General features: G+C 73.2%; 18 protein-coding genes and 1 pseudogene. 12 read left to right on the top strand and 7 right to left on the bottom strand.

Annotated elements, in window-relative coordinates; genetic code table 11:
• The first annotated feature begins 180 nt into the window (after positions 1–180).
• Complete coding sequence (locus J7I97_RS01090; RefSeq protein WP_214930412.1) at positions 181–672, top strand: PH domain-containing protein; 492 nt, start codon at positions 181–183, stop codon at positions 670–672.
• Between the two features lie 77 nt (positions 673–749).
• Positions 750–2069, top strand: a complete 1320-nt coding sequence (locus J7I97_RS01085) for a PH domain-containing protein (protein WP_308369192.1) — start codon at positions 750–752, stop codon at positions 2067–2069.
• Between the two features lie 136 nt (positions 2070–2205).
• Here J7I97_RS01085 and J7I97_RS01080 read toward each other — a convergent pair whose 3' ends face one another.
• Genes J7I97_RS01080 through J7I97_RS01070 form a run of 3 tightly spaced genes read right to left on the bottom strand, consistent with a single transcriptional unit; the run spans position 2206 to position 5138 of the window.
• Positions 2206–3243 carry an endonuclease/exonuclease/phosphatase family protein gene (locus J7I97_RS01080; protein WP_308364451.1) on the bottom strand — a complete coding sequence of 346 codons (1038 nt, stop codon included), beginning with the start codon at positions 3241–3243 and terminating at the stop codon, positions 2206–2208.
• A 14-nt stretch (positions 3244–3257) separates the two neighbouring features.
• Positions 3258–3929: a response regulator transcription factor gene (locus J7I97_RS01075; RefSeq protein WP_214930411.1), complete on the bottom strand. Its 672-nt coding sequence runs from the start codon at positions 3927–3929 to the stop codon at positions 3258–3260.
• 9 nt (positions 3930–3938) lie between these two features.
• Positions 3939–5138, bottom strand: coding sequence for a sensor histidine kinase (locus J7I97_RS01070; RefSeq protein WP_214930410.1), 1200 nt, complete (start codon positions 5136–5138; stop codon positions 3939–3941).
• Positions 5139–5245: 107 nt separating this feature from the next.
• Here J7I97_RS01070 and J7I97_RS01065 point away from each other — a divergent pair, with 107 nt between their 5' ends.
• Positions 5246–6235: an SAM-dependent methyltransferase gene (locus J7I97_RS01065; RefSeq protein ID WP_214930409.1), complete on the top strand. Its 990-nt coding sequence runs from the start codon at positions 5246–5248 to the stop codon at positions 6233–6235.
• A gap of 317 nt (positions 6236–6552) precedes the next feature.
• On the opposite strand, the gene J7I97_RS01060 is transcribed toward J7I97_RS01065, so the two are convergent.
• The gene (locus tag J7I97_RS01060) at positions 6553–8106 is read right to left on the bottom strand and encodes a M28 family metallopeptidase (protein ID WP_214930408.1); all 1554 of its coding nucleotides are present in this window, start codon (positions 8104–8106) and stop codon (positions 6553–6555) included.
• 232 nt (positions 8107–8338) lie between these two features.
• Positions 8339–9463 (bottom strand): DUF5937 family protein, encoded by a 1125-nt coding sequence (locus tag J7I97_RS01055; protein WP_214930407.1) that lies wholly within the window; start codon positions 9461–9463, stop codon positions 8339–8341.
• 311 nt (positions 9464–9774) lie between these two features.
• On the opposite strand from J7I97_RS01055, the gene J7I97_RS01050 reads away from it, so the two are divergent.
• Positions 9775–9993 (top strand): hypothetical protein, encoded by a 219-nt coding sequence (locus J7I97_RS01050; RefSeq protein ID WP_214930406.1) that lies wholly within the window; start codon positions 9775–9777, stop codon positions 9991–9993.
• Between the two features lie 87 nt (positions 9994–10080).
• On the opposite strand, the gene J7I97_RS01045 is transcribed toward J7I97_RS01050, so the two are convergent.
• Complete coding sequence (locus J7I97_RS01045) at positions 10081–11196, bottom strand: low specificity L-threonine aldolase (protein WP_214930405.1); 1116 nt, start codon at positions 11194–11196, stop codon at positions 10081–10083.
• Between the two features lie 97 nt (positions 11197–11293).
• Between J7I97_RS01045 and J7I97_RS01040 the strand changes: the two genes are divergently transcribed.
• The 5 genes from J7I97_RS01040 to J7I97_RS01020 are packed head-to-tail and all read left to right on the top strand — an operon-like array spanning position 11294 to position 16768.
• Entirely contained in the window at positions 11294–12229 is a 936-nt protein-coding gene (locus J7I97_RS01040; protein ID WP_214930404.1) for a Rossmann-like and DUF2520 domain-containing protein, read from the top strand.
• A complete protein-coding gene (panC, locus tag J7I97_RS01035) occupies positions 12226–13230 on the top strand; it encodes a pantoate--beta-alanine ligase (protein WP_214930403.1) in 1005 nt (334 codons plus the stop codon). The genes J7I97_RS01040 and panC overlap by 4 nt, the downstream gene beginning before the upstream one ends.
• Complete coding sequence (locus J7I97_RS01030; protein ID WP_214930402.1) at positions 13227–14972, top strand: L-aspartate oxidase; 1746 nt, start codon at positions 13227–13229, stop codon at positions 14970–14972. The genes panC and J7I97_RS01030 overlap by 4 nt, the downstream gene beginning before the upstream one ends.
• On the top strand, positions 14969–15955 hold the full coding sequence (gene nadC, locus J7I97_RS01025; protein ID WP_214930401.1) for a carboxylating nicotinate-nucleotide diphosphorylase: 987 nt from the start codon (positions 14969–14971) through the stop codon (positions 15953–15955). The genes J7I97_RS01030 and nadC overlap by 4 nt, the downstream gene beginning before the upstream one ends.
• A 3-nt stretch (positions 15956–15958) precedes the next feature.
• Complete coding sequence (locus tag J7I97_RS01020; protein ID WP_214930400.1) at positions 15959–16768, top strand: type III pantothenate kinase; 810 nt, start codon at positions 15959–15961, stop codon at positions 16766–16768.
• A gap of 172 nt (positions 16769–16940) precedes the next feature.
• Here J7I97_RS01020 and J7I97_RS01015 read toward each other — a convergent pair whose 3' ends face one another.
• A complete protein-coding gene (locus tag J7I97_RS01015; RefSeq protein ID WP_214930399.1) occupies positions 16941–17195 on the bottom strand; it encodes a hypothetical protein in 255 nt (84 codons plus the stop codon).
• A 121-nt stretch (positions 17196–17316) separates the two neighbouring features.
• On the opposite strand from J7I97_RS01015, the gene J7I97_RS01010 reads away from it, so the two are divergent.
• From J7I97_RS01010 to J7I97_RS38020, 3 genes and pseudogenes are all read left to right on the top strand, one after another.
• The gene (locus J7I97_RS01010) at positions 17317–18069 is read left to right on the top strand and encodes a GntR family transcriptional regulator (RefSeq protein ID WP_214930398.1); all 753 of its coding nucleotides are present in this window, start codon (positions 17317–17319) and stop codon (positions 18067–18069) included.
• Between the two features lie 108 nt (positions 18070–18177).
• The gene (locus tag J7I97_RS01005) at positions 18178–18363 is read left to right on the top strand and encodes a DUF397 domain-containing protein (protein WP_214930397.1); all 186 of its coding nucleotides are present in this window, start codon (positions 18178–18180) and stop codon (positions 18361–18363) included.
• A gap of 86 nt (positions 18364–18449) precedes the next feature.
• Positions 18450–18705 (top strand): annotated as a pseudogene (locus J7I97_RS38020) (hypothetical protein); the annotation flags it as partial.

The following is an 18705-nucleotide window of genomic DNA, read 5'->3' as shown; positions in this document are numbered from 1 at the left end:
AGCCGCAGGGGGTGGCTTGTCGATCGGGCCGGATCAGGGAGCGGCGTCTGGTGCGTGCGATCGCAAGGCGGAGGAGGGAGTCGACGCGGAGCGTCGGCGACCGACGACAACGCGGCGAGCGTGCGTGCCAGGCGCCGCGAGCCCGGCCCGATCGACAAGCCACCCCCCTAGTGTGGGGGGATGGAAACCGGGACAACGGGTGAGACGAGCCGGCCCGAGTGGGTGGGGCTCCAGGCCGCGCTGCTCGCTCTGCGGCGGCTGGTGCTGGCGATCTGGATGACCCTCCTCACGGTCGTGACGGGTGTCGTGACGGGGCTCACGGCCGGCCCGGTGTGGGCGGCCTCCGGGGCTTTCTGGCTCGCGGTGCTCGCCTGGGGCTGGGTGGTGCTCGGCCGGAACTGGCGGTCCTGGCGGTACGCCGAGCGCGCGGACGACCTGCTGATCAGCCGCGGGGTGCTGTGGCGGGAGGAGACCGTGGTCCCGTACGGGCGGATGCAGCTGGTGGAGGTGACCTCGGGCCCGCTGGAGCGGCGGTTCGGGCTGGCCACCGTCCAGCTGCACACGGCGGCCGCGGCCACGGACGCGACGATCCCGGGCCTGGCGCCGGCCGAGGCGGAGCGGCTGCGCGACCGGCTGACGGAGCTGGGCGAGGCAAGGTCGGCGGGCCTGTGAGCGGGGAGTCCGCCGAGGGGGTGGCGGCCGTACCCCCCGCCGAGGTCGTGGCGGTCGGGCCAGTCGTCGCCGAGGGCGTGGCGGCCGGGCCAGTGGTGCCCGGGCCGGCCGCCGCCGAGCGCAGGCTGCACTTCCTCACCCCGCTGCGCCGCGCCTGGGTACCGATCGCCGCGACCGTCGGCGTGATCGCCCAGCAGGGCGAGAACATCGCGGAGCGGATAGCCGACCTGTCCACAGTCCTGCGGGCACTGGCGATGGCCGGCCTGGTCGTGGTGTTCGGCCTGTACGGGTTCCTGAGCTGGTGGTTCACCCAATACTCCGTGACCGACACCGAGCTGCGCATCCGTTCCGGGCTGCTGTTCCGGCGCACCGCGCACATCCGGCTCGACCGGATCCAGGCGGTGGACGTCACCCGGCCGCTGCTGGCCCGGCTGGCCGGGGTCGCGAAACTGCGGCTCGACGTGATCGGCACCGAGGACAAGGACGAACTGGCGTTCCTCGGCGAGAAGGAGGCCGTGGCGCTGCGCGCCGAGCTGCTGGCCAGGGCGGCGGGCTTCACCCCGGCGGAGGCGGTTGCGGTCGGCGAGGCCCCGGAGCGGGAGCTGCTGCGGCTGCGGCCGCGCGACCTGGTGATGTCGCTGGTGCTCACCCTGGCCGCCTGGGCAGCGCTGGCCGGCGGGCTGGCCGCCCCCGTGGCCGTGTGGTGGTTCAGCGAGAGCCCCTGGGCGACCCTCGCCATCCTGCTGCCGATCCTCGGCGGGGTCTGGTCGGGCACCGGGGGCCGCTTCCTCACCGAGTACGACTGGACGGTCGCCGAGTCGCCGGACGGGCTGCGACTGGACCACGGACTGCTGGACCGGGCCCACGAGACGGTGCCGCCGGGGCGGGTGCAGAGCGTACGGATCGTGGAGCCGCTGCTGTGGCGGCGGCGGGACTGGGTCCGGGTGGAGCTGGCGGTGGCGGGCTCGAAGAACGGGGTCCTGGTCCCGGTGGCCGCGCGGGACGCGGCGTACGCCGTGATCGCCCGCGTCCTGCCCGGTGTGGACCTGGCGGCCCTGGACTTCACCCCGGCCCCCCGGGGCGCGCGGTGGGTGGTCCCGGTGTGGTGGAAGGGCTACGCCATGGCCGTCTCGGCGGACGTGTTCGCCGCCCGGCACGGCCTCCTGTGCCGCCGTACGGAGATCGTCCCGCACGCCAAGGTGCAGAGCGTCCGCCTCACACAGGGCCCCTGGGAGCGCGCCCGCGGGGTCGCCGACCTCTGTGTGGACACCGGCGCGAACGGCACGGTCACGGCCCGCCTCCGGGCGACGGCCGAGGCGGGCGAGCTCCTGCACGCGCAGGCGGCCCGCTCGCGCACCTCGCGCGCCGCGGCCCGGCCCGACCGCTGGATGACGTGATCTGAGCCGACCCGGCCCGACGCGGACCCGGCCCGACGCTGAGCCGGCCCGACGCGGAGCCGGCCCGACGCGGACCCGGCCCGACGCGGAGCCGGCCCGACGCGGACCCGGCCCGACGCCGACCCGGCCCGACGGCTCAGCCGCCCGTCGGCACCTGAATCGTGGCGCGCCCCGTGATCACCCGGTGGTCGGAGCAGTTGACCCGGATCACCGGCTCGTGGAGCTGGTGGTCCGGGGTGACGGCCTTGCAGTCGGACGGGATGTTCCACGCGTCCGCCGCGTAGGTGCCCTTGGCCAGCTTGCCCCGGGCGAGGATCAGGTCGATCTTCGCGTGGGGCCCGCAGGCCGGGGACCCCGAGACCTCGCGCGGGGGCAGCGCCGTCCACTCGCCGTAGCCCGGGCAGTGTTCGGCGTCGTCGCCGTCGAGCTCCGTGTGCTTGGCCATCAGGGGAGCCAGCCGCACGTATTTCTTGAGGTCCGGCTGGGCGTTGAAGTCGCCCGCCACGAGGTACGCCTCCTTGGCCGCGGCGAACGAGTCGAGGATCCGGCCCACCTCGTGCAGTTGCTGCCCGTTGACCTTCCTCGGGGCGCCGCCCTTGCCCGGGTCCGGCAGCGAGCGGTTCGTCCCGGTGATGTGCAGCGTGCAGAACTTCATCCGCGGCTGGTCCTTCAGCGGCGCGCACAGCATCTTGCGGTTCTCCACGCCCCGGCCGGACGCCTCCGCCTTGGCCTTGTCGGCCTGGGTGAAGTCCGGCGGAAGCGGGTACTCCGTGGACTCGCCCAGGTCGTGGCTGCTGATCAGCGCGTTCCCGAAGGACTTGCCCTGGCAGATGCCGGTGCCGGCCCCACGGGTCACGGCGAAGCGGGCGTGGTCGTCGGCCCGCGCCCAGTGCCCGCTCGCGGCGAGCCGGTCGCGGATCGCCTCGTACTGGCCCTGGCAGATCTCGTTGAACGACATGAAGTCGGGCTGCCGGGCCGTGATGGAGGCGATGACCTCGTCGATCAGCCCGGTGTCGGTCCGGCCGTGGTGCAGGGCGCTGCCGGCCACGTTCCAGTCCCACACCGAGTAGGTGTGCGTCTCGGTGGGCGTCGGCGGAGCGGCCTGGCAGGCCGTCACGAACAGGGCCGCCAGGGCCAGCGCGGCCGCCCCGAGCGCCCTACGTATGGATCTCACGTGCTGTTTCTACGCTACGAGGCGCCGCCTGCGCGGACCAGGCCCGACTCGTAGGCGAGGACCACGACCTGGACGCGGTCGCGCAGGCCCAGCTTCGTCAGGATCCGGCCGACGTGCGTCTTCACCGTGGCCTCCGAGAGAACCAGGCGGGCCGCGATCTCCCCGTTCGAAAGGCCCTGGGCGACAAGCAGCATGACCTCGCGCTCGCGCTCCGTCAGCCGCTCGATCTCCTTGTTCCGCGGCTCGGCCGTGGTCGTGGGCAGCATCGGGGCGAAACGGTCCAGCAGCCGCCGGGTCGTCGACGGGGCGACCACCGCGTCACCGCTGTGCACCGAGCGGATCGCGGCCAGCAGCTCCGCAGGCGGGACGTCCTTGAGCATGAAGCCGCTCGCGCCCGCCTTCAGGCCCGAGAAGGCGTACTCGTCCAGGTCGAAGGTGGTCAGGATGATGACCTTCGGGTGCTCCTCCGGCTCACAGATGCGCCGGGTCGCCTCGACCCCGTCGAGCTTCGGCATGCGCACGTCCATCAGCACCACGTCCACCTTCGTGGCCCGCAGCACCTCCAGCGCCTCCAGGCCGTCACCGGCCTCGGCGACGACCTCCATGTCCGGCTGGGCGGCGAGCACCATCCGGAAGCCGGTGCGGAGCAGCACCTGGTCGTCGACCAGCATCACTCGGATGGACATCGGTTACCTTCACCTCTTCTTGAGCGGGAGCAGGGCGCTGATCCGGAAGCCGCCGCCCGGGCGCGGGCCCGCGTCCAGGGTGCCCCCGACCATACCGATGCGTTCCCGCATGCCGATCAGCCCGTGCCCGGCGCCGTCCGCGCCGCCGTCCTCGTACAGCTCGTGGGCGGCGCCCCGGCCGTTGTCCTCGACCAGCAGGCCGAGTCCGTCGTCGAAGTAGACCAGCCGGACGCTCGCCGTCGCGTCCGGGCCCCCGTGCTTGCGCGTGTTCGTCAGCGCCTCCTGCACGATCCGGTACGCGGTCAGCTCGAGACCGCTGGGCAGTCGGCGCGGTGCGCCCTCGACCTCGAAGTCCACCGCGAGCCCGGCCGCCCGTACCTGCTCGACCAGGACCTCGATCTGCTCGACGTCCGGCTGCGGTACGTAGTCCTCGGACTCCTGCGGCTCGCCGGTGCGCAGGACGCCCAGCAGGCGCCGCATCTCGGCCAGCGCCTGGCGCCCGGTGCCGGAGATGGTCTGGAGGGCTTCCTTGGCCTGTTCCGGTGCCACGTCCATGACGTAGGCGGCGCCGTCCGCCTGGACCACCATCACCGAGACGTTGTGCGCGACGACATCGTGGAGCTCGCGGGCGATCCGGGCGCGCTCGGCGGCCACGGCCACCTTGGCCTGGGCCTCGCGCTCCTTCTCCAGGCGCTGGTTCCGCTCCACGAGCTGGGCGTAGTAGGCCCGGCGGGTGCGCAGGGAGTCGCCCATCACCCAGGCGAGGGCGAAGGGGACGATGGCGAAGAGCGTGAAGAAGAGGTTGTCGGTGGGGGTGCCCTTGTCCACGTGGAAGCGCAGGGCGTAGAGGGGCGCGGCGGCCAGGCCGATGGCGAGGGCCGCGCGGGAGAGCCGGCGCGAGACGTCGGCGGCCGCGACGGTGAAGAGGATGACCAGCATGGCGAAGTCGGCGGTGTTCGCGTCGGTGCCGGTCAGCAGCTGGTAGACGCCGGCGGCGACGGCCAGCCAGAACATCTGCGTCGGCCACTTGCGGCGCAGGCCCACGACGGTGCACAGCGCGGTCACCGTGGGGACGGCGAGCAGCCGTGTGGCGGTGCTGTCGAACTCGCTGCTGGCGACTTCCAGCATCGCGATCCCGAACAGGAGGACAGCCCAGAAGCTGTCGACGCCCGTCGGGTGTCGGCGGAGGAAGTCGTAGAGGCGCTGCACGTAACCCAGAGTAGGCAAAGCGGATAGGTGCTGGAGTCAACCACAGGTGCGATCCGTGTGATGGGGGAGTACTCCGCAAGGTGGAGGGTGAGCTTAGCCTTCGGGGGATGAGCGTTCAGGGTGAAGGTGTGGATCCGGTTCCGTGGCGGACTGCGATGGAGGCGGCGCTCTACGGCCCCGGCGGCTTCTACGTCCGCCCCGGCGGGCCGGGCCCCGCCGGGCATTTCCGTACCTCCGTGCACGCCTCGGGTCTGTACGCGGGGGCCGTGGCGCGGCTCCTGCGCCGGGTGGACGAGCAGCTCGGGCACCCGGAGGGGCTGGACCTGGTGGACATGGGGGCCGGGCGGGGGGAGCTGCTGGCCGGGGTGCTGGCCGCGCTGCCCGAGGACGTGGTGGCGCGGGTGCGGCCGTACGCCGTGGAGCGGGCGGCGGCGCCGGAGGGGCTGGATCCGCGGATTCGGTGGGTGCCGGAGCCGCCAGAAGGGACTACGGGGCTGCTGTTCGCGAACGAGTGGCTGGACAACGTACCGCTGGAGGTGGCGCAGGACGGCCGGTACGTCCTGGTCGCGCGCGACGGTACGGAGAGTGCGGGCGGGCCCGTGGCCGGCGAGGACCGGGCCTGGCTGGAGCGGTGGTGGCCCGGGGCGGGCGGCGGCCGGGCCGAGATCGGGCGGACGCGGGACGCGGCGTGGGCGGGCGCCGTCGCGACCCTCGACCGGGGGCTGGCGGTGGCGGTGGACTACGCCCACACCCGGGACACGCGGCCCCCGTACGGGACCCTCACCGGTTTCCGCGGGGGGCGGGAGGTGCCGCCGGTGCCGGACGGCAGTTGCGATGTCACGGCACATGTGGCGCTGGACGCGTGTGCGGGGGCCGCTGGGGCGGGGGCGGTGCTGCTGACGCAGCGCGAGGCGTTGTCCGCGCTCGGGGTGTCGGGGGCGCGGCCCCCGCTGGCCCTCGCCTCGGCGGATCCGGTGGCGTACGTACGGGCGCTGGCCTCGGCCGGGGAGGCGGCGGAGCTCACCGCGCGGGGCGGGCTGGGGGACTTCCTGTGGCTGGTGCAGCCGGTGGGTGGCGTGGCTGCCTGGCCGGGGTGAACGTGTGGGGGCCTGGCCGGGGTGGCGTGTGAGTGCCTGGCCGGGGTGGCGTGTGAGTGCCTGGCCGGGGTGGCGTGTGGCTGCCTGGCCGGGTGGCGTGTGGGTGCCGCTGTGCGGGCATTCTCCCCGCCTCGCCCTTTCTCCGTTCTCCCCCAGACTCCGTCCGGGGGACCCCCAGCGCTCTGCCCGGACCCGGTCCTGAAACGCCGGACGGGCTGGCTATGCCGCTGTGCGGCACCATCCAGCCCGTCGGGTGTGCGAGGCGTGCGGAGCCGGAGCCCCGGTCGGCCCCGCGCGGCGGCGGCCGGCCGGCCCGGTTACTCCGTCGCGTCGTGGTCGTGGCCCTCGCGCAGGCCGCCGCCGCTGCCCGTCCCGCCGTCGGTCGGCTTCGAGACGACCGGCTGCGACAGCGGGGCCAGGTCGAACGCGTAGTGGCCCACCGCGTTCGCGATCACGTCGACGTTGATGTCCAGCGCCTTCTGGTCGATGTTCGCGATCGTGTCGCCCTTGCCGTGGTAGTTCACGTCGTACGCGACACCCGCCTGGCCGCCGAACTTCGCCGCCTGGGCCTCCGTCTTGATGCCTTCGGCGCCCGTGTCCGTACCGCCGGAGGCGATGCCCGCCTCGATGAACGGGCCGTAGTCCGACCGGCCCGTGAAGTCCGAGCCCTCGTGCGGGATGTTCTTGGAGTCGAGGAAGTCGGTGATGCCCTTCTCCAGTTGCGCCGACCCCTCCGGGCCCGGGCCCGCGCCGACGCCGTCCGAGTTGTCGCCGTCGTAGACGAAGTACGCGGCGTTCGGCGAGGCGATCATGTCGAAGTTCAGGTAGAGCTTGATCTGCTTCTTCTGGGCGTCCGTCAGCCCGCCGACGTACGCCTCGGAGCCGAGCAGGCCGAACTCCTCCGCCGACCACCAGGCGAACTTGACCTTGTTCTTGATCTTGTTCTGGCTGCTCGCGAGGCGCTGCGCGACCTGGAGGATGCCGGCCGAGCCGGAGCCGTTGTCGTTGATGCCGGGGCCCGCCGCGACCGAGTCGAGGTGCGCGCCGAGGAAGACGGTGTCGTCCTCGTCGCCGCCCCGCGTCTCCGCGATGACGTTGTACGTCTTGCGGTTCTCGCGGAACTCGCGGATGTCGAGGGTGACCTCGACCGGGCCTGCCGCCGCCTCGGCGGCGAGCTTCTCGCCCTCCGCCTGGGTGACGCCGCCGGTGGGGACCTTGCCCGCGTCCGCGTCGCCCAGGGTGCCGTTCAGGGCGCCCGCGGTGTTGTTGTAGATGACCGCGCCGGCCGCGCCGGCCGCCGCCGCGTTCTGCTGCTTGACCGCGAAGGTGCAGCCGCCGCGCTTGACCAGCGCGATCTTGCCGGTGAAGGCGCCGGCCGCGAAGTCGCCGGGCTCGCAGCCGTTCGTACCGTCCGCGTCGACCGGGGCTACGGCGACCTGCGCCGTGATGCCCTCCTCCGGACCGCTCGCGGTGTACGTCATCAGCTTGATCGGGACGTCACGTCCGGCCGCGCCGTTCACCTTGAGCTTTTCGGAGATCGTCTCGACGTACACGAAGTCGAACTCGTTCTTCGTGACCTCGTATCCGGCCGCCCGCATCACGGCCTCGACGTACTGCGCGGACTGCACGTGGCCCTTGGAGCCGGCGACGCGGGTGCCGTTGTTGTAGTCGGCGATGGACTGGAACACCTTGAGGTGGCTGTTGGCGCCCTTGCCGGTCGCCTCCTTGACCAGCTTCTTCGCCAGCGCGTCGCCCCTGGCGGCGTCGCTCTGCGGGCTGGTGGCACCGGCGGGGCCGGCGAGCAGGAGCGGGGAGACGAGGGCCGCGGCGGCCAGGGCGGCGGTTGCTGCGGCTATACGGCGTGAGGGCATGGAGTTCCTTTCACGGCAGGTGCAAGAAGACATGCGGGAGGGAGGAGCGCACTGCGTGGGGGAGTGGTGGACGCACGTTAGGCAGCAACTGAGGGTCCTCGCCAGAGTTTTCACTGATTCCGGTTTATGAATTCCGTATATCGGTGAATCTGCGCCGTTTGGATCCGGCCAGTGTCCGGGCCGGACGCGGACGCAGCCGCGGCCCCTGACGCGGGCCCGGACGCGGCCCCGGTCAGCGGAGGATGCCCTCGATGAAGTCCGAGCCGATGCGTGCCACCGCGGTCAGATCCAACTGATGCTGGACGTACCGCCCTTGGCGCCGCGTATGCAGGAGCCCGGCCTTCTTCAGGACGGCCAGATGCCGGGACACCTCCGGCGCGGTTATGCCGTACACCGTGGCCAGTTCGCTCGTGGTGTACGGGGCCCGGGCCAGGCTCCGGCACAGGCTCATCCGCATGGGGTGGGCCAGGGCCTCCATCCGCCGCTGGAGCAGTTCCACCGAGCCGGGCGCGGAGGCCAGTTCGGGGGAGCCGAGCGGATAGTGGACCACCGGGCGCCAGCCGGGGGCGTGCAGGACGAGCAGGTGCGGCCAGCCGAAGTGGGTGGGTATGAAGACCAGCCCGGGGCCGATCCGGGGGTCGGTCGCGGTGGCGGAACCGTTGACCATCTTGTCGGCGGTGATCGTACGGAGGCCCTCGTCCACGCTCAGGGCGGACGACACCTCCTTGAGCACGGCCGGCAGCCCCTTGTGGCGCAGCACCTCGGTCTTGTGGCGGGCGTCGGCGGCCTGCTGGGGCCCGATCCTCTTCCACGTCTCGTGGAAGAAGGCCTCGTCGCAGTCCTCCAGCAGCCGCCGCAGCCACACCCTGACCCCGGCGGTGTCGTCCAGCAGCCGGATGGAGAAGTCGAGTTGCCGGGGTCCGCGGGCGGCGGCCGTCTCCAGCGCCTTGGCCCGCGCGGCCGGGTCCTTGAGCGGGGAGGGGCCGCCGCCCTCGTTGTACAGGGCGAGCCAGCAGTGCTCCAGGGCGGCCATCACGAACCGCTCGTCGTCCATCCGGTCGAGCGCGTCGAGCTCCTCGGTCAGCACGGGGGCGGGGAGCCCGGTCCCGCCGGGGATGCCGGCGAAGGGCATGAAGATGTCGGAGAAGGAGCTCCGCCACATGAAGTCGCCCTCCAGCAGCCGGTCCGCGAGGCCGGGGTCGAGCGCGGCGGCGGTGGCGTTGGTCCAGGAGGCGAGCCCGGGGTGATGGGCGGGCTGCGAGAGCGCGTGCAGCGCCATGCAGAGCTCGGCGAGCGGGGAGGGTGCGAAGCTGATCCGCTCGGTGGGGAGCCCGGCGATGTCGATGGTGACGCTCATCGCCCCATTCTGCCCGTGCGCTGGCCGCGCGGTACGTGACCCGACCCGCCCCCGCCGCCCCCGCCCAAACGGGTGCACCGCCCCCGGCCGCCCTGGCCGTGCCCGGGTGCCCCGGCCTGGCCGTGCCCGTGCCCCGACCTGCCCCGGCCGTGCCCGGGTGCCCCGGCCGCCCCGGCCGTGCCCGGCGGTGGGTTGCCCGGGGCGGGCGATCTTCGTAGGGCCGGGGGTGGGCCGGTGGGCCGGGTGGGGGTCGATTGACGGGGACAGTCAATCGTCGGGCGGGGTGCGGCCGACGGGGTGAGGGTGGAGGCATGACCGCGATCGAGCAGTACCTCATCGACACCTACCGCGCCTCCCAGCAGAACGCCCCGATGCCCCCGCCCCCGGGCCGCGACGATGTGGCCGTCCTGCGCGGGGCCCGCTCCTACGTGCAGTTCCAGGCCGTCCTGGAAGGCCGCCCGGCCCGCCACCCCTGGCGCGCCGCCCTACGCCGCCTCCTGCACCGGCCGCACCGCCCGCACGCGTGCTGAACCGGGTCCGTGCCTCTCCCCGCACGGGGGTCGGGGAGAGGCGCACCCAGGCCCCGCCCGCGGGCGCGCCCGGCCGTTTCGGGCCGGCTACAGACGGGACGTGAAGGCCGTTACCGCCGCTGCCACGTCGGACGGGGTCCATGACAGGCCCGGTTCGCCGATCTCCAGTTCCGTCATCGACAGGCCCGGCGGGCCCTGCGCGTGCCAGCGGCGGAACAGGACCGTGCCCGTTTCCTCCGCCTGGCGCAGGGCCGCGTCCGTCAGGCGGTCCGGGTTGTACGGGAGCCATACCTGGAACTGGTGCGTGTGCGGCACCTCCGGGTTGATGCGGAACCAGGGGACACAGGCCGACGCGAAGGCCGGGCCCAGGGCGGCCGCGACCACTCGCGCGTGCTCCACGTACACCGGGAGGCGCGGCAGCCGGCGCTCCAGGCCGGACAGGGCGGACAGGGCCTGCGGGAACTGCCGGAAGATCTGGCCGCCGTAGCGGTGCCGCCAGACCTTCGCCTCCTCCACCAGGGGCGACGAACCGGCCAGGACCGCCCCGCTCAGGCCGCCCAGCGACTTGTAGAGGGAGACGTAGACCGAGTCCGCCAGCCCCGCGATCTCCGCCAGCGGGCGGCCCAGGTGGACCGTGGACTCCCACAGCCGCGCCCCGTCGAAGTGGACCACCGCGTCCCGTTCCCGGGCCGCGTCCACCAGCTCCTCCAGCTCCTCCCACGACGGCAGCAGGAATCCCGCGTCCCGCAGCGGCAGCTCCAGCATCAGCGTGCCGAAGGGCTCCGCGAGGTCCCGTACCTCCTGCGCCGTCGGCTGACGCGGCTCCGTCGTCGGGTGCACCGTGCGCAGGCCGGAGACCAGGGACACCGCGTCCCCCTCCCACCGCTCGGGATGGCTCATCGGGTGCATCGCCACCACCGGGTTCCCCGTCCGGCCCGCCCAGCACCGCAGCGCGATCTGCTGCGCCATCGTCCCGGTCGGGAAGAACGCCGCGTCCTCCATCCCCAGCAGCTCCGCAACCCGCTGCTCCAGGCGGCCCACGACCCCGTCCCCGTACACATCGGCCGGCTCGTACGTGTCCGGCACCGTCAGCTCCGCGAGCAGCTCCCCCACCGTCGGCTCCAGCAGGCTCCGGGCCAGCACCCTGTCGGCCGCCCGCCACGCCGCCACCAGCCGCTTCTTCCGCTCCAGGTCATCCGTCATGCCCCGATCATCGCCGACCGGCCAACACGCCCAGGAGCTAGCATGGCGGCGTATCGTCCGGTACCCCCCGCGGACTGGAACGGAAGGCATTCCCCGCGTGAACGCACCCCATCAGACGGAGCCCCGGGATCCGTCCGCCCGACCTGCCCGGCTCACCGTCGGCGTCGTCGGGGCCGGCCGTGTCGGCCCCGCGCTGGCCTGCGCCCTCCAGCAAGCCGGGCACCGGCCCGTCGCCGTGTCCGGCGTGTCCGACGCGTCCCGGCGGCGCGCCGCCGAGCTGCTGCCCGGCGTACCGGTCGTACCGCCCGCGCAGGTCCTGGAGCGCGCCGAGCTCGTCCTGCTCACCGTCCCCGACGACGCGCTGCCCTCCCTGGTCGAGGGCCTCGCCGAAACCGGCGCGATCCGGCCGGGGCAGCTCCTCGTGCACAGCTCCGGGCGGTACGGGACCGCCGTGCTGGACCCGGCGCGCCGGGCGGGCGCGCTGCCGCTGGCCCTGCACCCGGCGATGACCTTCACCGGGACCATGGTCGACGTCCAGCGCCTGGCCGGCTGCTCCTTCGGTGTCACCGCCCCCGACGAGCTGCGGCTCGCCGCCGAGGCCCTGGTCATCGAGATGGGCGGGGAGCCCGAGTGGATCGCGGAGGAGTCCCGTCCGCTCTACCACGCGGCTCTCGCCCTCGGCGCGAACCACCTGGTCACCCTGGTCGCCCAGTCGATGGAGCTGCTGCGTACGGCCGGGGTCGAGCACCCCGACCGGATGCTGGGCCCGCTGCTCGGCGCGGCCCTGGACAACGCCCTGCGCTCCGGCGACGCCGCCCTCACCGGCCCGGTGGCCCGCGGCGACGCCGGCACGGTCGCCGCGCACGTCTCGGAGCTGCGCAAGCACGCCCCCAGCACCGTCGCCGGCTATCTGGCGATGGCCCGGACCACCGCGGACCGCGCCCTGGCGCACGGTCTGCTCAAGCCCGAACTCGCCGAGGACCTGCTCGGGGTACTCGCGGACGGCGCCGACCCGGAGGGCAACGCCCGATGACCGACAACCTGCTGCTGATCAACACCGCCGAGGAGCTCCACAAGCTCCGGCGGGCCGACAGCGGCCGCCGCGCCGTCGTCATGACCATGGGCGCCCTCCACGAGGGCCATGCCACCCTCATCCGCACCGCGCGCGCAAAGGCCGGCGCCCAGGGGCAGGTCGTGGTCACCGTCTTCGTCAACCCGCTGCAGTTCGGCGCGAACGAGGACCTCGACCGCTACCCCCGGACCCTCGACTCCGACCTCCGCATCGCCGAGGAGGCCGGGGCGGACGCCGTGTTCGCCCCCGCCGTCGACGAGGTCTACCCGGGCGGCGACCCGCAGGTGCGGATCTCCGCCGGCCCCATGGGCACGCGCCTCGAAGGCGCCACCCGCCCCGGCCACTTCGACGGGATGCTGACCGTCGTCGGCAAGCTGCTCCACCTCACCCGCCCCGATCTGGCCCTCTTCGGCCAGAAGGACGCGCAGCAACTGGCCTTGATCCGGCGGATGGTGACCGACCTGAACTTCCCCGTCGAGGTGGTCGGCGTACCGACGGTCCGCGAGGAGGACGGGCTGGCGCTGTCGTCCCGCAACCGCTACCTCTCCGCCGCAGAGCGCCGTACCGCCCTGGCGCTGTCGCGCGCCCTGTTCGCCGGCCGCGACCGGCTCGCCGCGCAGGCCGCGCTGCGCGCCCGCGCCGAGGCCTCCCCGGCCAGCGACGAGCGGGCCACCGCCCTGGCCCGGCTCGGCGAGATCCGGGCCTCCGCCGACGCGCACGCGGTGTCCGCCGCGAACTCCGGCCTGCCGGACGCCGTACGGGCCGCCGCGCGGCACGTCCTGGACGAGGCGGGCCGCTTCGAGCCGCCCCTCGAACTGGACTACCTCGCGCTGGTTGACCCACAGGACTTCACCGACGCCGGCCCCGACTTTACCGGACGGGCCGTGCTGGCCGTGGCCGCGAAGGTCGGCTCGACCCGGCTGATCGACAACATCCCATTGGAGTTCGGAGCACACACGTGAGCACCCCAGGCACCGGCACCGGCACAGGCGCCGTAGGCACCGGCATACGGCTGCACGCCCCCGCCCCCGGCTGGGCCGTCGACGCCGACGTCGTGGTCGTCGGCTCCGGCGTCGCGGGCCTGACCGCCGCACTGCGCTGCGCCGCCGCGGGCCGTCGTACGGTCGTGGTCACCAAGGCCCGCCTCGACGACGGCTCGACCCGCTGGGCCCAGGGCGGCATCGCCGCCGCCCTCGGCGACGGCGACACCCCCGAGCAGCACCTGGACGACACCCTGGTCGCGGGCGCGGGCCTGTGCGACGCGGCCGCCGTCCGGCTGCTGGTCACCGAGGGGCCGGACGCCGTACGCCGGCTCATCGCGACCGGCGCGGTCTTCGACACCTCCGCCGAGACCGGCGAGATAGAGCTGACCCGCGAGGGCGGCCACCACCGCCGCCGGATCGCGCACGCGGGCGGCGACGCCACCGGCGCCGAGATCTCCCGGGCGCTCGTCGAGGCCGTCCAGGAAGCGGGCATCCGGACCGTCGAGAACGCGCTCGTGCTCGACCTCCTCCAGGACGCGCGGGGCCGCACCGCCGGTGTCACCCTGCACGTCATGGGCGAGGGCCAGCACGACGGCGTGGGCGCCGTCCACGCGCCCGCCGTGATCCTGGCGACCGGCGGCATGGGCCAGGTCTTCTCCGCCACCACCAACCCGTCGGTGTCCACCGGTGACGGCGTGGCCCTCGCCCTGCGCGCCGGCGCCGAGGTCTCCGACCTCGAATTCGTCCAGTTCCACCCGACGGTGCTGTTCCTCGGCCCCGACGCCGAAGGGCAGCAGCCGCTGGTGTCGGAGGCGGTCCGCGGCGAAGGCGCGTACCTCGTGGACGCGGACGGGGTCCGCTTCATGGTGGGCCAGCACGAACTCGCCGAGCTGGCCCCGCGCGACATCGTCGCCAAGGGCATCATGCGCCGGATGCAGGAGCAGGGCACCCAGCACATGTACCTGGACGCCCGGCACTTCGGCGCGCAGATGTGGGAGCAGCGCTTCCCGACCATCCTCGCCGCCTGCCGCTCGCACGGCATCGACCCGGTGACCGAGCCCATCCCGGTCGCGCCCGCCGCGCACTACGCGTCCGGCGGTGTACGCACCGACCTGCACGGCCGCACCACCGTCCCCGGCCTGTACGCGTGCGGCGAGGTCGCCTGCACCGGGGTGCACGGCGCGAACCGGCTCGCCTCCAACTCCCTGCTGGAGGGCCTGGTCTTCGCCGAGCGCATCGCCGACGACATCATCACCGACCCGCCCGCCGGCAGCGGCCCGGGCATCCCGGTCCCCGCCACCGGCCCGCTCCAGCCCGCCGAGGCGCGGTACGAGATCCAGCGCATCATGACCGACGGCGCGGGCGTGCTCCGCTCCGCCGAGTCCCTGCGTACGGCGGCCGAGGCCCTCGAAGGCCTCTACGCGACGGCCCTCACGGAGCTGGAGTCCCAGGGCAAGACCGCCGTGCCCGGCACCGAGACCTGGGAGGCCACGAACCTGCTGTGCGTGGCCCGGGTCCTGGTCGCCGCCGCCCAGCGGCGCGCGGAGACCCGCGGCTGCCACTGGCGCGAGGACCACCCCGACCGCGACGACGCCGACTGGCGCCGCCATCTCGTCGTCCGGCTGTCCGCGACCGAGAAGCGGGCCCTGGTCGTCACCCCCACCGAAACCGCGGACTTCCCGTCCGTAGGGCACCCCCTGAGCCAGGAGCAGTCATCGTGAGCACCCCCGAACAGCACGAGCACGCCGAGCTTCCCCTTCTCGGCGAGACCACAGGCGGCTGCGGCGACGACTGCGCCTGCGGCGAGGGCGAGGAGACCGGCCTGGACCCGGCGCTGGCCCAGCTCCTCGCGGATGCCGGCCTGGACCCGGTCGAGGTCGAGGACATCGCCCACATGGCGATCTCGGAGGACCTGGACGGCGGGGTCGACGTGACCACCGTCGCCACCGTCCCCGAGGACGCCGTCGCGGTCGCCGACTTCACCTCCCGCGAGGCGGGCGTCGTGGCCGGCCTGCGGGTCGCCGAGGCCGTCCTCTCGGTCGTCTGTACGGACGAGTTCGAGGTGGAGCGCCATGTCGAGGACGGCGCGCACGTCGAGCCCGGCCAGGTGCTGCTGTCGGTGAGGGCCCGTACCCGGGACCTGCTCACCGGCGAGCGCAGCGCGCTGAACCTGCTGTGCCTGATGTCGGGCATCGCGACGGCGACCCGCAAGTGGGCCGACGAGCTGGAGGGCACCAAGGCGAAGGTCCGCGACACCCGCAAGACCACGCCGGGCCTGCGCTGCCTGGAGAAGTACGCGGTGCGCTGCGGCGGCGGCGTCAACCACCGGATGTCGCTGTCGGACGCGGCGCTGGTCAAGGACAACCACGTGATCGCCGCGGGCGGTGTCCGCGAGGCGTTCAAGGCCGTGCGCGAGCAGTTCCCCGACCTGCCCATCGAGGTCGAGGTGGACACCCTCCAGCAGGTCCGGGAGGCCCTGGACGCGGGCGCCGACCTGATCCTGCTCGACAACTTCACGCCGATCGAGACCGAGGAGGCCGTCGCGCTGGTCCACGGCCGCGCGGTGCTGGAGTCCTCGGGCCGGCTCACCATGCACAACGCCCGCGCCTACGCGGAGACGGGCGTCGACTACCTCGCGGTGGGCGGCCTCACCCACTCCTCCCCGATCCTGGACATCGGCCTCGACCTGCGCGAGGCGGTGTAGCCGATGCTGCTCACCATCGACGTGGGCAACACCCAGACGGTCCTGGGCCTGTTCGACGGTGACGAGATCGTCGAGCACTGGCGCATCTCGACCGACCCGCGCCGGACGGCCGACGAGATGGCCGTCCTGATGCAGGGCCTGATGGGCATGCACCCGATGCTCGGCAGCGAGCTGGGCGACGGCATCCACGGCATCGCGATCTGCTCCACGGTGCCGTCGGTGCTGCACGAGCTCCGCGAGGTCACCCGCCGCTACTACGGCGACGTCCCCGCGGTGCTCGTGGAGCCCGGCATCAAGACGGGTGTCCCGATCCTCATGGACAACCCGAAGGAGGTCGGCGCGGACCGCATCATCAACGCGGTCGCGGCCGTCGAGCTGTACGGGGGTCCGGCGATCGTCGTCGACTTCGGTACGGCGACCACCTTCGACGCGGTCTCGGTCAAGGGCGAGTACGTGGGCGGGGTGATCTCCCCGGGCATCGAGATCTCCATGGAGGCCCTCGGCGTACGGGGCGCCCAGCTCCGCAAGATCGAGCTGGCCCGTCCGCGCAACGTGATCGGCAAGTCCACGGTCGAGGCGATGCAGTCGGGCGTGGTCTACGGCTTCGCGGGCCAGGTCGACGGGGTCGTCACCCGAATGGCCAAGGAGCTCGCGGGCCCGAACGGCGACCCGGACGACGTCCGTGTCATCGCCACCGGCGGCCTGGCCCCGATGGTCCTCGGCGAGTGCTCGGTCATCGACGACCACGAGCCCTGGCTGACGCTGATCGGCCTGCGGCTGGTCTACGAGCGCAACGCGCCCAACTTCGAGTGACAGACGGCCCCCGGTCCCCTGTGCGAACACAGTGCGGGGCGGGGGCCGGACCGGTCGTGCGGGTCGTACGCCTCACACGCCTCACACGTCTCATGCGTCTCGCACGTCTCATACGGGCGGCTTGCCGGGGGTGGGGGTCGGCGGCGGACCTGCTGTGATCACTCACTCCACCTCATTCAGATGGTCGACGCCGGTCTCGACGTCGACGTCGATCTCGACCCAGACGGTGTCGATTCCGCTCGTGGCCGTACCGGGCCCCCGCGGAGAGGGCGTTCAGGATCGCCGCGTGCGCCCCCGGGGCCAGTTCCTCGGGGAGGTCCACCTCGATCCGGATGCGCCCGGCGGCCGCCTCCAGGCGGGGCTCGGCCCCGAGTGCGGCGCTGAGCAGGGCGGCCAGGGCCGCTGCTTGTGTCTCGGCGTAACACATGAGTCCCCCTCAGGGCGAGCAGACAGTCACCCGTCGTAATGCTGAATAATCAGCCTCAACCTGATGGGTTAGCTTTGTCAACGTCGGCCAAGGTAGGACGGACGTGTACAGGACGGCCCAAATGCCCCGTGAATCCCCGTACTTGCAGGTGTTCGAGTCGATCCGGGCCCGCGTCGAAGCGGGGGAGTGGGCGGTCGGCGACAAGCTCCCCTCCCGGGCCCGCTTCGCGCGCGAGTACGCCGTGGGACAGAGCGTCACCCAGCGGGCGATGGAACGCCTGATCATCGAGGGCTTCCTCGAAGGCCGGGCCGGCTCCGGCACCTACGTCCGCACCCCGCGCCGCCGCATGCGCATGCTCCGCACCCGCCGCAGCGACCCCCGCGCGGGCAGCCCCTTCCGCACCGAGGCCGCCGTGCACGGACTCGCCGGGACCTGGGACTCCAAGACCGCCGCCCGCGTCCCCGCCCCGGAGCGCGTCGCCGCCCGCCTCGCGATCGCTCCCGGCGACCTCTGCGTCATGACCCGCTACGAGTTCATGGCCGACGGCAGTCCCGTCGAACTCTCCGAGTCCTGGGAGCCGTTGGCCATCACCGAGAACACCCCCGTCGTGCTGCCGGAGGTCGGTGAACTGCGCGGCGCGGGCGTGGTCGCGCGGATGCGGTCCATCGGCATCACCGTCGCGAACGTGCTGGAAGTGCCCCGCCCGTCCCGTGCCACCCAGGTACAGGCCAATTTGCTCGGGATCAGCGTCGGCGACCTGATCACCGAGATCGAGCGCACCTACTACGACACCGACGGGCGCCCCGTGGAGACGGCCGACCTGGTCGTTCCCGACGCCCGCTACGAAATCGCGTACACCTTCCCCGTCGAGTAGGCGGCGGAGGCCGCGGGAAATTTCCCGGGAAATGGCCGGATCGGGCCCGCGGCGGGGTTACCGTCGCCCCGGGAAGTGGCGCCCGCGCCCATGACCGGAGGAGAGACCATGACCGATCGGACCGCCTGGCAGAAGTCCTCGTTCTGCGGTGACGGGGACGCCTGTGTGTACGTCGCCGCCGCCCCCGGATCCCTGGTGCGGGTCGCCGACCTGGTCGACCCGGCCCACCTCATCCTCGCCACCACCCAGGCGGCCTGGGCGGACTTCCTGGAGGCGGTCAAGCAGGCGCCGTGACCGTGGGCCGTCCGCCGGAGGGAACCGCCGCGCCGTAAACGCCCACCTTCAGGGGATTTTGTCCGATTAGCGCGTATCTTCGGCCCATGCCCACGCCCTACGGATCCCGCGGCGGCATGGCGTTCAGCGCCGCCGAGCTGCATGTGCTCAGGCGTTCGCTCGCCCGCGCCCTTCAGTCCTCCACGGCCCCACTGCCGGCCGACGAGGTCCAGGACTGCCTGCGCCTGGCGCGGTCGGTGGACGACGCGGTCCAGGAGGCGGGCCGGCTCAGAGCGTTCCTCCTCGCCGACCTCGACAGATACCGCGACGCCCTGCCAGGCAGCCTCTCCGGCTACCTGGAGC

This window comes from Streptomyces sp. ISL-87 (assembly GCF_018614095.1).
Classification (GTDB): domain Bacteria; phylum Actinomycetota; class Actinomycetes; order Streptomycetales; family Streptomycetaceae; genus Streptomyces.
This window is presented reverse-complemented; position numbering and strand designations above follow the sequence as displayed.